This is a genomic window from Saccharothrix variisporea (assembly GCF_003634995.1).
Taxonomy (GTDB): Bacteria; Actinomycetota; Actinomycetes; order Mycobacteriales; family Pseudonocardiaceae; genus Actinosynnema; species Actinosynnema variisporeum.
Genome location: NZ_RBXR01000001.1, coordinates 4478847 through 4492173 on the forward strand (window position 1 = coordinate 4478847; position 13327 = coordinate 4492173).

General features: G+C 70.5%; 13 protein-coding genes. 3 read left to right on the forward strand and 10 right to left on the reverse strand.

Features of this window, described 5'->3' with window-relative positions:
* The first annotated feature begins 6 nt into the window (after nucleotides 1–6).
* The gene (locus tag DFJ66_RS19885; protein WP_121223185.1) at nucleotides 7–1497 is read left to right on the forward strand and encodes a S10 family peptidase; all 1491 of its coding nucleotides are present in this window, start codon (nucleotides 7–9) and stop codon (nucleotides 1495–1497) included.
* A 60-nt stretch (nucleotides 1498–1557) separates the two neighbouring features.
* On the opposite strand, the gene DFJ66_RS19890 is transcribed toward DFJ66_RS19885, so the two are convergent.
* The 5 genes from DFJ66_RS19890 to DFJ66_RS19910 all read right to left on the reverse strand — a co-directional run bounded on the left by DFJ66_RS19890 (nucleotide 1558) and on the right by DFJ66_RS19910 (nucleotide 7045).
* Nucleotides 1558–2550 (reverse strand): ABC transporter ATP-binding protein, encoded by a 993-nt coding sequence (locus DFJ66_RS19890; protein WP_121223187.1) that lies wholly within the window; start codon nucleotides 2548–2550, stop codon nucleotides 1558–1560.
* A complete protein-coding gene (locus DFJ66_RS19895) occupies nucleotides 2543–3523 on the reverse strand; it encodes an ABC transporter ATP-binding protein (protein ID WP_121223189.1) in 981 nt (326 codons plus the stop codon). The genes DFJ66_RS19890 and DFJ66_RS19895 overlap by 8 nt, the downstream gene beginning before the upstream one ends.
* Before the next feature lie 11 nt (nucleotides 3524–3534).
* Nucleotides 3535–4434 (reverse strand): ABC transporter permease, encoded by a 900-nt coding sequence (locus tag DFJ66_RS19900; RefSeq protein ID WP_121223191.1) that lies wholly within the window; start codon nucleotides 4432–4434, stop codon nucleotides 3535–3537.
* Complete coding sequence (locus DFJ66_RS19905) at nucleotides 4427–5350, reverse strand: ABC transporter permease (RefSeq protein ID WP_121223193.1); 924 nt, start codon at nucleotides 5348–5350, stop codon at nucleotides 4427–4429. The genes DFJ66_RS19900 and DFJ66_RS19905 overlap by 8 nt, the downstream gene beginning before the upstream one ends.
* A gap of 69 nt (nucleotides 5351–5419) precedes the next feature.
* Complete coding sequence (locus tag DFJ66_RS19910; protein WP_121223195.1) at nucleotides 5420–7045, reverse strand: peptide ABC transporter substrate-binding protein; 1626 nt, start codon at nucleotides 7043–7045, stop codon at nucleotides 5420–5422.
* Between the two features lie 255 nt (nucleotides 7046–7300).
* Here DFJ66_RS19910 and DFJ66_RS19915 point away from each other — a divergent pair, with 255 nt between their 5' ends.
* Both DFJ66_RS19915 and DFJ66_RS19920 read left to right on the forward strand, forming a co-directional pair.
* Nucleotides 7301–7573, forward strand: coding sequence for a type II toxin-antitoxin system Phd/YefM family antitoxin (locus tag DFJ66_RS19915; protein WP_121223197.1), 273 nt, complete (start codon nucleotides 7301–7303; stop codon nucleotides 7571–7573).
* Nucleotides 7570–7872 carry a type II toxin-antitoxin system RelE family toxin gene (locus DFJ66_RS19920; RefSeq protein ID WP_121223199.1) on the forward strand — a complete coding sequence of 101 codons (303 nt, stop codon included), beginning with the start codon at nucleotides 7570–7572 and terminating at the stop codon, nucleotides 7870–7872. The genes DFJ66_RS19915 and DFJ66_RS19920 overlap by 4 nt, the downstream gene beginning before the upstream one ends.
* Here DFJ66_RS19920 and DFJ66_RS19925 read toward each other — a convergent pair.
* The 5 genes from DFJ66_RS19925 to eno all read right to left on the reverse strand — a co-directional run bounded on the left by DFJ66_RS19925 (nucleotide 7865) and on the right by eno (nucleotide 13037).
* Nucleotides 7865–8815, reverse strand: coding sequence for a Ppx/GppA phosphatase family protein (locus tag DFJ66_RS19925; protein ID WP_121223202.1), 951 nt, complete (start codon nucleotides 8813–8815; stop codon nucleotides 7865–7867). The genes DFJ66_RS19920 and DFJ66_RS19925 overlap by 8 nt on opposite strands.
* Nucleotides 8816–8856: 41 nt before the next feature.
* Nucleotides 8857–10284, reverse strand: coding sequence for a lytic transglycosylase domain-containing protein (locus tag DFJ66_RS19930; RefSeq protein ID WP_246029830.1), 1428 nt, complete (start codon nucleotides 10282–10284; stop codon nucleotides 8857–8859).
* A gap of 112 nt (nucleotides 10285–10396) precedes the next feature.
* Entirely contained in the window at nucleotides 10397–10888 is a 492-nt protein-coding gene (locus DFJ66_RS19935) for a DUF501 domain-containing protein (protein ID WP_121231442.1), read from the reverse strand.
* On the reverse strand, nucleotides 10885–11412 hold the full coding sequence (locus DFJ66_RS42185; protein ID WP_170199550.1) for an FtsB family cell division protein: 528 nt from the start codon (nucleotides 11410–11412) through the stop codon (nucleotides 10885–10887). The genes DFJ66_RS19935 and DFJ66_RS42185 overlap by 4 nt, the downstream gene beginning before the upstream one ends.
* A gap of 338 nt (nucleotides 11413–11750) precedes the next feature.
* Complete coding sequence (eno, locus tag DFJ66_RS19945) at nucleotides 11751–13037, reverse strand: phosphopyruvate hydratase (RefSeq protein ID WP_121223206.1); 1287 nt, start codon at nucleotides 13035–13037, stop codon at nucleotides 11751–11753.
* Between the last annotated feature and the right edge of the window lie 290 nt (nucleotides 13038–13327).

Below are 13327 nucleotides of genomic sequence, written 5' to 3' on the forward strand. Positions count from 1 at the left end.
TCGACCATGACCGACAAGGACACCGAGGACGGCAAGCCCCCGGTGACGGGGAACGGCGACGCGGGGAAGGACACCCCGGTCGACGACCTCGTCACCACCCAGCACAGCACCACCGTCAAGCGGCGCAAGCTGAACTACACCGCGACCACCGGTCGGGTGGTGCTGCGCCAGGAAGTGCACACCGACGGCAAGTTCGACGGTCACGTCGCCAAGGCCGAGGTGTTCCTCACCGCCTACACGCTCGACGGCGCCGACCCGGCCAAGCGCCCGGTGACGTTCGCGTTCAACGGCGGCCCCGGCTCGTCCAGCGTGTGGCTGCACCTGGGCCTGCTCGGCCCGCGCCGGGTGGTGTCCGGTGACGTGGGCGAGCTGGTGCCCCCGCCCTACGACCTGGTCGACAACCCGGAGACCCTGCTCGCGCACAGCGACCTGGTGTTCATCGACCCGGTGTCCACGGGCTACTCCCGCGCGGTCAAGGGCGAGAAGCCGGGCGAGTTCCACGGGTTCCAGGGCGACGTCGAGTCGGTCGGCGAGGTGATCCGCCTGTGGACCTCCCGCCACGGCCGCTGGCTGTCCCCGAAGTTCCTGGCCGGCGAGTCCTACGGCACCACCCGCGCGGCGGCGCTGGCCGAGCACCTCCAGACCCGCTACGGCATGTTCCTCAACGGCCTGGTGCTCATCTCGTCCGTGCTGGACTTCGCCACCCTGGACTTCAGCGAGGGCAACGACCTGCCCCACACGCTGTTCCTGCCGACCTACGCGGCCATCGCCCACTACCACGGCCTGCACGGCGACCGCCCGCTCGAGGACGTCCTGGCGGAGGCGGAGGAGTTCGCCTCGCGCGACTACCCGTGGGCCCTGGCCCGCGGCCACCGCCTCACCGACGACGAGCGCGCCGCCGCGGTCGCCAAGCTGGCCGCGCTGACCGGCCTGTCCGAGGACTACGTGGACCGGGTGGACCTGCGTCTGGAGCACGTCCGGTTCTTCACCGAGCTGCTGCGCTCCCAGCGCCGGGTCGTCGGCCGCCTCGACTCCCGCTTCTCCGGGCCCGACGCGGACTACGGCCGCGAGCTGTTCAGCGAGGACCCGTCCTACTCGGCGATCCTCGGCCCGTACACGGCCGCCCTGAACCACTACCTGCGCGCCGAGCTGAACTACGAGAACGACCTGCCGTACGAGATCATCTCGCGGACCGTGCACCCGTGGTCGTTCAAGGAGTTCGAGGCCCGGCACGTGACGGTGGCGGACAAGCTCGCGTCGGCCATGCGCGCCAACCCGGACCTGAAGGTGCACATCGCCTACGGCCACTACGACGGCGCAACGCCCTACTACGCCGCCGAACACGTCGTGGCGCACCTGAAGGTGCCGAAGGAGCTCTTGGACAACATCGAGCACGCCTACTACCCGGCGGGCCACATGATGTACGTCCACGAGCCCAGCCGCGTGCAGCAGTCGAAAGACCTGGCCAAGTTCGTGCAGAGCGCTTCCAACCGCTGACGGCGTGGGGCAAATATGGGGCAGGCCCCCGGTGAGCAATCGCCGGGGGCCTGCCGCGTTCTACGGCACCACCGAGCGTTCCTCCGCGAAGTGGCACGCGCTCGGGTGCCCACCGCGGTCGATCAACGCCGGCTCCTCGGCCGCGCACACGTCCTGCGCCTTCCAGCACCGCGTCCGGAACCGGCACCCCGAAGGCGGGTCGATCGGCGAGGGCACGTCCCCGGTCAACCGGATGACGTCCCTCCGGCCCCGCAACGCCGGGTCCGCCACCGGCACCGCCGACAGCAACGCCTGCGTGTACGGGTGAGTGGGGTGGTTGTAGATCTCGTCCTCGGTCCCGATCTCCACGATCTTCCCCAGGTACATCACCGCCACCCGGTCCGACAGGTGCCGCACCACCGACAGGTCGTGGGCGATGAACACGTACGCCAGGCCGAACTCGGATTGCAGCTCGGCCAACAGGTTCATCACCTGCGCCTGGATCGACACGTCCAAAGCGGACACCGGCTCGTCGCACACGATCACGCGGGGCCGCAACGCCAACGCCCGCGCGATCCCGATGCGCTGCCGCTGACCGCCGGAGAACTGGTGCGGGTACCGGTTGATGTGCTCGGGGTTCAGGCCCACGACGTCCAACAGCTCCCGCACCCGCCCCGCCCACGACCCCTTCGGCGCGGCCTCCGGGTGGATCTCGAACGGCTCCCCGACGATGTCCCCGACGGTCATGCGCGGGTTCAACGACGTGTACGGGTCCTGCAGGACGATCTGCATGTCCCGCCGCAGCCGCTTCAACTCGTTGCCCCGCAACGAGAACATCGGCCGCCCTTCGAATAACGCCTCCCCCGACGTCGGCGGCTCCAGCAGCATCAGCACCTGCGCCAAGGTCGACTTGCCGCACCCGGACTCGCCGACCACCCCCAGCGTCTCGCCCTCGCCCAGCGTGAACGACACGCCGTCCACCGCGCGCACGTGACCGATGGTCTGCTTGAACAGCACACCGCGCTTCACCGGGAAGTGCTTGACCAGGTCCCGGACCTCCAGCAGGTCAGCCACGGACGACCTCCTCCGCGAAGTGGCACGCACTGGTCCGCCCCAACCCCAGCCGCGCCTGACCGGGCACTTCCGCCTTGCACACGTCCTCCGCGCGCGGGCAGCGCGGGTGGAACGGGCAGCCCGGCGGGATGCGCAGCAGGCTCGGCGGCAGGCCCTTGATGGTCTCCAACGCCGTGCCCTTCGCGTCGATCCTGGGCAGCGACCGCATGAGCGCGGCCGTGTACGGGTGCCCCGGGTTGCGGAACAGCGACAGCGCGTCGGCCTGCTCCACGATCCGACCCGCGTACATGACGACGATCCGGTCCGCGACCTCCGCGACCACGCCCAGGTCGTGCGTGATCAGGATCAACGCCATGTGCCGCTCGCGCTGGATCTCCGCCAGCAGGTCCATGATCTGGGCCTGCACGGTGACGTCCAGCGCGGTCGTGGGTTCGTCCGCGATCAGGACCTCCGGGTCCAGGGCCAGCGACATGGCGATCATCGCGCGCTGCCGCATGCCGCCGGAGAACTGGTGCGGGTACTCCCGGACGCGTTGCCGCGCATGGGGAATCCGCACCAGGTCCAGCAGCTCGATGGCCCGCGCACGGGCGTCGGCGCGGCTCATGCCCCGCCGCAGCCGCAGTTGCTCCTCGATCTGGAAACCGACCGTGAACACCGGGTTCAGCGCGGACAGGGCGTCCTGGAAGATCATCGCGATGCCCTCGGCCCGCACCTCCCGCCGCCGCTCGTCCGTGGCGGCGAGCAGGTCTTCGCCGTGGAACCGGACCGCGCCCCGCGTCACGAAGGCCGGTGGCGTGTCGAGGATGCCCATCACCGCCTGCGCGGTCACGGACTTGCCCGACCCCGACTCCCCCAGCACCGCGAGGGTTTCCCCGGCGTCCACGTGGTAGCCGACGCCGTTGAGGACCCGCGCCACGCCGTCCCGCGTGCAGAACTCGACGTGCAGGTCCTCGACCTCCAGCAAAGCCGTCACGACACCGCCTCCTAGCGCAGCTTCGGGTCGAGGGCTTCGCGCACGGCGTCGCCCAGCATCACGAACGCGAGCACGGTCGCGGTCAGGAACCCGGCCGGGAACAGCAGGGCGTGCGGCGCGACCCGCAGGTAGTCCTTGGCGCTGTTGATCATCACGCCCCACGACACGACCGGCTGCCGCAGCCCGATGCCCAGGTAGGACAGCGTCGCCTCGGCCCCGATGAACGCGCCCAGCGCGATCGTCGAGTAGACCAGCACCGGCGCCACGCAGTTGGGCAGCATGTGCTTGCCGATGATCCGCCCGGGCTGCGCGCCCAGCGCCCGTGCCGCCTTCACGTAGTCCTGCTGCTTCGCCGCGATCGCCGTGGACCGCATGATCCGCATGGACACCGGCCACGACAGCACCGTGATCGACAGCACCACCTGCGCCACGATCCGCACCGGCCCGGCGTTCCCGCTCGCGTTCAACGTGGTCAGGATGACGATCGCGCCCAGCACGAACGGCACGCCCACGAAGATGTCCGCGACCCGCGACACCACCGCGTCCAGCCACCCGCCGTAGAACCCGGCCAGGATGCCGATCGTGGCACCGGTCAGCACCACCCCGATCGTCGACAGCACACCGACCACGATGGACGCTCGGGCACCGTGGATGACCCGCGTGTAGATGTCGTAGCCCTGGTTGTCGTACCCGAACCAGGCCTCCGCGGACGGCGGCTGCCGACTGCGGGAGAGCTGCGCCAACCCGGGGTCGCCGGAGGTGAACAGCGACGGCACCGCCGCCATCAGCACCACCAGCAGGATCATCGACACCGACACCCAGAACAGCGGCCTGCGCCGCAACTCGTGCCAGGCGTCGCCGAACAGCCCGCGCGGCCGGTCCGCCGCGAGCACCGCCATCTGGTCAGTCATAACGGATCCTCGGGTCCAGCACCGCGTACAGGAGGTCGACCAGCAGGGTCATCAGCAGGTACACCAGGACCAGCACGGTCACCACGCCGGTCACCATCGCGCCGTCCTTGGTCAGGATCGAGCGGAACACCAGCCCGCCCACGCCGGGCACGTTGAAGATGCCCTCGGTGACGATCGCGCCACCCAGGAACGCGCCGAGGTCGGTGCCCAGGAACGTGATCACGGGGATGAGCGAGTTGCGCAGCATGTGCACGCCCACCACCCGCTTCTGCGGCAACCCCTTCGCCAGCGCCGTCCGCACGTAGTCGGCGCGCTTGTTCTCGGCGATGCCGGCGCGGGAAAGCCTGGCGACGTACGCCATCGACAGCGAAGCGAGGACGAACCCGGGCACGACCAGGTTGCCGAACGTGGGTGAGGTGACCGTGGGCGAGATCAGCCCGAGCTGGAGGCCGAACACGAGTTGCACCACGTAGCCGGTGACGAAGACCGGGATGGAGATCAGGAACAGCGTGGACACCAGGACCAGGCTGTCCAGGAACCCCCGGTTGCGCAGCCCGCTCACCACGCCCGCGGTGATGCCGATGACGGCCTCGACCAGCAGCGCGACCAGCGCGAGCTTGAGGGTGACGGGGAAGGTGGCGGCGATGCGCTGCCCGACGCTCAGGCCCGCCGAGGTGAGCCCGAAGTCGCCTTGGAGCAGGTTGCCCAGGTACTTGCCGTACTGCACGACCAGCGGGTCGTCGAGGTTGAACTTGTCGCGCATGGCGGAGACGTAGGCCTCCGGGCAGTCCCGCTCACCGCACTTGCCCTCGAACGGGTCACCGGGAACGGCCCACACCAGCGCGTAGATCAGGAAGGTCGTCCCGATGAACACCGGGATCATTTGAAGAAGCCTGCGCAAGACATAACGGCCCATTGCGGCCCTCTTTCAGGCGGCGGAAGGGCCGGCCCGTGTCGGCACGGACCGGCCCTGCTCACGGAGACGTCAGCCGACGACTTCCACGCTGTCCAGGTCGAGCTTGCGGAACGGGTGCAGGTTGGCCACCTTGAGCCGGTTCGACTTGCCCGCGATGGTGTTCTGCGTCCACAGCGGGATCACCGGCATGTCCGGGGCCAGCATCTTCTCGGCCTCCAGGTACAGCTTGATCGCCTGCTCCTCGCTGGGCGCCTTGTCCGCCTCGGCCAGCTTCGCGTCGAACGCCGGGTTGGAGTACAGGCCGTCGTTGGACGAGGAACCGGTGCGGTACAACGGGGTCAGCCAGTTCTCGATCGACGGGTAGTCCGCGATCCAGCCCGCCCGGTACATGCCGGTCATCTCGTGCGCGTTCACCTTCTGCCGGAACTCGCCGAAGCTGGTCGACGGCACGAACCGCGCCTCGACGCCCAGCGTGTTCTTGATGCTGTTGGCGACCGCCTCGGCCCACTCCTGGTGCCCGCCGTCGGTGTTGGACAGCAGCAGGATCTCCCCGGTGTAACCGGACTTGGCGAAGGATTCCTTGGCCTTCTGCGGGTTGTACGTGCAGTACTCGCCGCACTGGTTCTTCTGGTAGCCCTTCATCAGCGGGTGCACCCAGCCGTCCGCGGGTTTGCGCGTGCCCTCGAAGATGCGCTGGGTGATCTCTTCCCGGTTGATCGCCATCGAGATCGCGCGGCGCAGGTCCACGTTGTCGTAGGGCTTGAGGTAGAAGGGGAACGCGATCGTCTGCATGTTCAGCGTCTCGCGCTGCACCACCCGGTCACCCAGGTCCGTCTCGTACTTCTGGCCCGCGAGGGCGTTGGGCGGCAACTCTTCCATGAAGTCGAGGTTGTTCGCCACGAGGTCCGCGTAGGCCGATTCGCGGCTCTGGTAGACCTTGAGCGTCAGGTCCTTGAACTTCGGCTTGTCCGGACCCTTGTAGTCGTCGTAGCGGGTCAGCTTGATGTCCGTGCCGACGTTGCGGGAGGCGAACTTGAACGGGCCGTTGCCGATCGGGTGCGCCTCGAAAGCCTTCTGGTCCTTGAAGAACGCCTCCGGCAGCGGCGCGAAGACCTCGTAGCCGATGGTCACCGGGAACACCGAGAACGCTTCGGACAGCGTGATGGTGAACGTGTGCTCGTCGACGACCTTGAGGCCGGAGAGCTTGTCGGTGGCCGGTTTCGGTGCTTCCTGCGGACCCTCCGGCCCGTCGGGGTCCTTCGGGTGGACGGCTTCGTAACCCTCGATCTGGGAGAAGAAGCTGGCGCCCTGGGTGGCGTTCGGGCCGTAGGCGGTCCAGTTCCAGGCGTCCACGAAGCTCTTGGCCGTGACCGGGGAGCCGTCGTGGAACGTCCAGCCCTCCTTGATGGTCACGGTGAACAGCTTCGAGTCGTTGGTGTCGATCTTCTCGGCCATCGCGTTGACCGGCTGCGCGTCCTCGGCGCGGTACTCCACCAGGCCCGTGAACAACGCGTCGATGACCCGGCTGCCGCCCGCCTCGGTCGTGTTGCCGGGCACGAGCGGGTTCTCGGGGTCGGTGTTGAAGATGGTGATGCCGGCGTCGGTGTTCGTGCCTGTCTGGGTCTGCGCGGCCCCGCAGCCCGCCGCGACCAGGATCGTCGCCAGGGCTAATAGGACCAAACGTGCACGTGACATGCGTCCTCCCACCTGTTCGGGGGTAACCGAGCAGAGTCGACCGCTTCCACAGCGTGTGGAAGGACGCTATTAGCCTTGTGTTGCAGGCCACATGGGTGACGTGATCACAACCTCGTCACGAACAATCCCAATTGACGCAGCGATGGGGTACGAAGATCGATTCGCCCGTGCGGCTCACGCCACCTGGACTGGACCATTCGTGACCTCGCTCGATTGGGCGCCACAGGTGTACACAACAACGCGTACACTGTTGGCATGAGCGAGGACGCCGTGACAGTGCGCGAAGCTCGTGCCCACCTTGCGGATCACATCAACCGTGCCGAACACGGTGACTCGACGGTGATCACGCGCAACGGTGTCCCGGTCGCCGCCCTCGTTCCCATCGCCGACTTCAACGCGCTGGAAGAGGCGGCGGACGAACTGCTGGCGCGGGAGGCCGAAGCAGTGCTGGCCGAAGGTGGCCCGACCGTGACGATGGCCGAGCTGCTGGCCGACCTGTTCGAAGACCGCGGCGAAGGCACGGGGTGAAGTACTCGTTCCGGTTCACCTCGGCGGCACAACGACAGCTCCGCTCGATCGAGCGTGCGACCGCCATGCGCATCCTCGCCGCGCTGACCGAGCTCGGGGACGACCCGTACCGCGAAGACGCCGACGTCAAGAAGCTCAGCGGCCCGTCCGGCCTGTACCGCCTGCGGGTCGGCAACTACCGCGTGGCCTACCAGGTGCTGGACGGCGAACTGCTCATCCTCGTCGTCAGGGTCGGCAACCGCCGCGAGGTCCACCGCCGCATCTCCAGCGCGGGGGCGGCTGGGCCGCCGGTCAGGTGAGGGAGAAGGCGATGCCGTCGAGGATGTCGTGTTCGCTGGCCACCAGCTCGGTGATCCCCTGCGCCGCCAGGTGCTCCGCGATCGTGCGCACGACCAGCGCGCCGCCGTTGATCACGTCCACCCGCCCGGGGTGCATCGGGCCGAGGGCCGCGCGCTCGTCGTGGGTCATGGTCAACAGCCGGGCGGTGACCTCGCGGACCTGGTCGATCGACAGCCGGGCCAGGTGGATCTGCTCCGAGTCGTAGACCGGGAGCTCCTTGGCCAGGGCCACCAGGGTCGTCACGGTGCCGGCCACGCCGATCCACGTGTTCGCCTTCGCCGTGGGCACCGCCTCGAACGCCTCCGCCAGCACGTCCGACGCGACCGCCACCGCCTGCTCGACCTGGGCGGCCGTGGGCGGGTCGTCGGGCAGGCAGCGTTCGGTCAGGCGGACGCAGCCGATGTCCACCGAGCGGGCCGCCTCGACGTCGCCGGTCACGCCGTCCCACGAGCCCAGCACCAGCTCCGTGGAGCCGCCACCCACGTCGGCCACCAGGAACGGCCCGTCCGCCGGGTCGAGGTCCGCCACGGCGCCGGTGAACGACAGCCGGGCCTCCTCGTCGCCGGTGATGACCTCGGCCTCGACCCCGAGGACCTCGCGGGTCATGTCGAAGAACTCGTCGCGGTTCGCGGCGTCGCGGGTCGCGGAGGTGGCGACCATGCGGACCCGTTCGGTGCCCTTGCGGCGCAGGATGGCCGTGTAGTCGGCGAGGGCCGCGCGTGTGCGGGCCAGGGCCTCGGCGTTGAGGACGCCGGTCGCGTCCACGCCGGCGCCGAGCCGCACCACCCGCATCTCGCGGTGCACGTCCCGCAGCCACCGCGACCCGTCGTCCGCCGCGGTCACGTCCGCCACCAGCAGGCGGATCGAGTTCGTCCCGCAGTCGATCGCGGCCACCCGCGCCATGCCGTGCCTCCCGCCCGTCGCACAACCTTCCGGGGGAGAAGTTACGCGGGCTTCATGCTCGACGTGGTCGTGGGGGACGTGGAGTCCGCGGAGGTCGAGTCCGCCGTGGACGACGTCGTGTCCTCGGAGCGGGTGGTGGTGCCCGCGTCCGTCGTGCCGGCCGGGCTGGTCTGCTCCACGGACGACGCGCTGGTCTGGGGCGCGGTCGACTGCTCGGACGTGCTCGCCGGCGGCGTCGAGGCCTCGCTGGTCGACGTGGACGGCGTGGTGGTCGACGGGGTCGTGGTCGTCGTGCAGCCCGGCGCCGGCGGGGTGGTGCTCGTCGGCGTGGTCGGCGTCGTGCTCGGGGTGGTGGTCGGCGTCGTCGTGGTCGGGCAGGACGGCGACGGCACCAGGGTGATCGTCGTCGGCGAGGTGCCCGGCGTCGTGGTGGTCGGCGAGGTCGAGGTCGACGACGACGGCGGGTTCGTGCTGCCCGGCTGGCCCGGCGTCCCCGGCTGGCCCGGGGTGCCCGGCTGACCGGGGTAGCCGGGGTAGCCGGGGCTGGTGACCGGGGTGAAGTCGTCGTCCGAGCCGATCAGGCCCGGCAGCGGGGTCACGCCGTGGGCGTACGCGTCGGCCCAGTACAGGACCGTCCGCACGTACTCCTCGGAGTGGTTGTAGCGGAACACCGCCCGCGCCCGCCCCTGCGGGTCCTCCAGGTTCGCGCCGCCCGCGCACAGGTAGTTGCCCGCGCCCACGGTGGCGTCGTAGACGTTGTTCGGGTTGGTGTCGCCGTCGCCGTTGCCGTCCGCGGCGTACCCGGCCCACGTGGACGGGATGAACTGCATCGGACCCACGGCCCGGTCCCACGTGCTGTCGCCGTCGTACCGGCCGCCGTCGGTGTCGCGGATGGCCGCCATGCCCGGACCGCCGTTGAGGACCGGGCCCAGGATCGGGTGCACGGTGTTGCCGGCGGCGTCCACGCGCCCGCCGCGGGCGTGACCGGACTCGATGCGGCCGATGCCCGCCAGCAGCGACCAGTGCAGCTTGCAGCCGGGCGTGGTGGCGGCGAGGCGGTTCGCGGCCTTCATGTACGCGTCGAGCATGACGCCCGGGATGCCGAGCTGGCCCGCCGCGGTCTCGCCGTCCAGGCCGTCCAGCGGGGACAGGTTGTCGCCGAACTCGGACGGGTCGGCGGCCTCGGCCAGCAGCGCGGCGCTCAGCTCGTCCGCCTCGGGGAGGCGGCCGTTGACGCCCAGCGCGCCCGCGTCGCTCATGCTGCCCAGCACGTCACCCGGACCCGGCGGGACGGCCTCGATGTCCGAGCGGCCGGAGATGTTGACCCAGTCGATGCCCGCCGTGGTGTGCAGCAGGGCCGGGACGAGCATCGCGCACGTCGCGGTCGCCGCGAGGCCCCACTGGCGGGGCGTCAGCGTGGCCTGACGTAGTGCTTTGCGCTTGCGTCCCCGTCGCTTCGGCACAGCCACGAACTCCACTCCTCGGCGATTCCCGCTTCGGCCCCGACGACCAGCGTGCCTGATCCAAACGGCCGTGTCACGGTCCCGGGTCCGTTCTCTGTCCGGAGAACTGCCCCTACGGTCAGTTTTTCACCTTTGACGCGCAATTCCCGCTCGGCCACTCGTCGGCGAGCAGCGCGAGGGCCTCGTCGCCGAAGGGGTTCACCCCCGGACCGGCGGCCAGCGCGTGCGCCACGTGGACGTGGAGGCACTTCACCCGGCCCGGCATGCCGCCCGCGGTGACCGTCGTGCCCAGCGGTTCGATCGCGTCCCGCTCAGCCAAGTACGACTCGTGGGCGCGGAGGTAGTGCTGCGCCAACTGTTCATCCGTCGCCAGCCGATCGGTCATCTCCTTCATCACGCCGGCGCTCTCCAGCCGGCTGACGAGGGAGTTCAGGCGCGGGCAGGTCAGGTAGTACAGGGTCGGGAACGGGGTGCCGTCGGGGAGGCGGGGACTGGTCTGCACGACCGCCGGGTGCCCGCTGGGGCACCGCGCCGCCACGGCCCGCATGCCGCGCGGGGTGCGTCCCAGCTGCTCGGCGACGATCGCCTTGTCCTCGTCGCTCACCGTCATCGCGCCGCCACCGAATCCCACAGTTGCTCGTACCAGGCCTTGTCCGCCGCCGGCGCCGTGGCCGGCCGCTCGTCTTCCAGTTTTCGCTCCGCGTCGCCGGGCAGCTGCACCACGTACGGCGTCTCCCCGGGACGGACGTAGTGCAGTCGCCTGCGCGCCTCGGCCTCCAGGTGGGCCGGGTCCGCGAGCTCCTGCTTGCGCTGCTCCAGCTGGGAGACCTCCGCACGCAGGGTCTCCTGCGACGCGGTCACCTCCCGCAACTCCTCGCGCTGGGCGAGGTAGGTCCGCAACGGCACCGCGATGCTCAGGGCGAGCGCGCACACCACCATCGCCAGCAGCGCCGCCCGCCGGGTGCCGGTCATGCCGAACGCGCCGCCGGTACCCTCCCGGCTCCGCGCCTTGGACTGTGGCCGCGCCGCACGAGCCGCCGCACGAGCCGCCTGCGCCGCCGCCCGGGCCTGCGCCGCCTTGCTCGGCCGCCGCCCGCTCTCACCGGACCTGCCGAAGCCGCCCGAGCGCGCCACACCCGAGCCGGAACGCCCGCCCGCGCCGCCCGACCGCCCGCCCGCGCCAGCCGAACGCCCGCCAGGAACCGCCCCGCCCGCGCCGCCCGACCGCCCGCCGGACCGGTCCGCGCGGGGACGCCCGCCAGGAACCGCCCCGCCCGCGCTGCCCGATCCAGCGCCACCGGAGGTACCGCCCACGACGTCCGGGCCTGCGTCCGGACCTGCGTCCGGGCCGCGGCCGGCGGCTCCCGACGCTCGACCCGCGGCGCGGCTCGTGCGGCCCCGGGTGGTGCGGTCAGGCCGGGGCCCCGGCGCGGCGCCACGGCCGCGTCGGGAGCCCCGGTCCCCGTCCGCCATCAGCTCTCCGGCGTGAACCGCGGGAAGGCCAGGTCGCCGGCGTAGCGCGCCGCGTCGCCCAGGGCCTCCTCGATCCGCAGGAGCTGGTTGTACTTCGCCGTCCGCTCGCCGCGGGCCGGCGCGCCGGTCTTGATCTGGCCGACGCCGGTCGCCACCGCGAGGTCCGCGATGGTGGTGTCCTCGGTCTCGCCGGACCGGTGGGACATCATCGACTTGTAGCCGTAGGAGGTGGCCAGCGACACCGCGTCCAGGGTCTCCGACAGCGTGCCGATCTGGTTGACCTTCACCAGCAGCGCGTTCGCGGCGCGGCGGGAGATGCCCTCCTCCAGGCGCTCCGGGTTGGTGACGAACAGGTCGTCGCCCACCAGCTGCACCTTCTCGCCCAGCTCGGCGGTCATCTGCACCCAGCCGTCCCAGTCGTCCTCGGACAGCGGGTCCTCGATGGACACCAGCGGGTAGGAGTTGACCAGCTCGGTGTAGTAGCCGGTCATCTGCTCGGCGCTGCGCTTGGTCTTCTCGAACGTGTAGGCGCCGTCGGAGAAGAACTCGGTGGCGGCCACGTCCAGGGCCAGCGCGACGTCGCGGCCCGGGGTGTAGCCGGCCTTCTCGATCGCCTGGAGGATCAGGTCCAGCGCGTCGCGGTTGCTGGACAGGTTCGGCGCGAAGCCGCCCTCGTCGCCCAGGCCGGTGGCCAGGCCCTTGCTCTTCAGCACGGACTTGAGCGCGTGGTAGACCTCGGTGCCCCAGCGCAGGGCCTCGCGGAAGGAGTCCGCGCCGATCGGGGCGATCATGAACTCCTGGATGTCCACGTCGGTGTCGGCGTGCGCGCCACCGTTGAGGATGTTCAGCATCGGCACCGGCAGGACGTGCGCGTTCGGGCCGCCCACGTAGCGGAACAGCTCCAGGCCGCTGGAGGCCGCCGCCGCCTTCGCCACCGCGAGCGACACGCCGAGGATGGCGTTCGCGCCCAGGCGGGACTTGTCGGGCGTGCCGTCCAGGTCGACCAGCTTCTGGTCCACCACGCGCTGCTCGACGGCCTCGATGCCGACCAGCTCCGGCCCGATCTCGTCGAGGACCGCGGTGACCGCCTTCTCGACGCCCTTGCCCAGGTAGCGCTTGCTGTCGCCGTCCCGGAGCTCGACCGCCTCGTGCTCACCGGTCGAAGCCCCCGACGGCACCGCGGCGCGCTCCAGCGTGCCGTCGTCCAGCGCCACCTCGACCTCGACGGTGGGGTTGCCTCGCGAGTCCAGGATCTCGCGTGCGCCGACCTGCTCGATGACCGCCACGTGCGCTCCCTAGTCAGACCATGTCTTTACCGATGAGGAGCCTAGTTGGTGACCCGCGGGTAGGCGTTCGACCCCGTTCCGGGAGTCGGACCGCGGCCGGATCGGCTCACCGGCGGGCACCAGCACACCCGGAAGGTCGAGCAACACGCCGAAATGCGCACGTAACCGACGCGCACAGGGTCGGCGCGCCGAGGCGCAAGCGTGGATCGCGCCCGAACGGCAAGTGGCCGACGTCACGGCGCCTCACACCCGACCGGCGGGGGTCTGTGAACACGGTGTCGGATCGCCCC

Coding starts and splice junctions, on each gene's coding strand:
- DFJ66_RS19935 (WP_121231442.1), bottom strand. CDS start 10,888: ATGACGGTGAGCGACGAGGACAAGGCGATCGTCGCCGAGCAGCTGGGA.
- DFJ66_RS19900 (WP_121223191.1), bottom strand. CDS start 4,434: ATGACTGACCAGATGGCGGTGCTCGCGGCGGACCGGCCGCGCGGGCTG.
- DFJ66_RS19885 (WP_121223185.1), top strand. CDS start 7: ATGACCGACAAGGACACCGAGGACGGCAAGCCCCCGGTGACGGGGAAC.
- DFJ66_RS19925 (WP_121223202.1), bottom strand. CDS start 8,815: ATGGCGCGGGTGGCCGCGATCGACTGCGGGACGAACTCGATCCGCCTG.
- DFJ66_RS19915 (WP_121223197.1), top strand. CDS start 7,301: ATGAGCGAGGACGCCGTGACAGTGCGCGAAGCTCGTGCCCACCTTGCG.
- DFJ66_RS19910 (WP_121223195.1), bottom strand. CDS start 7,045: ATGTCACGTGCACGTTTGGTCCTATTAGCCCTGGCGACGATCCTGGTC.
- DFJ66_RS19905 (WP_121223193.1), bottom strand. CDS start 5,350: ATGGGCCGTTATGTCTTGCGCAGGCTTCTTCAAATGATCCCGGTGTTC.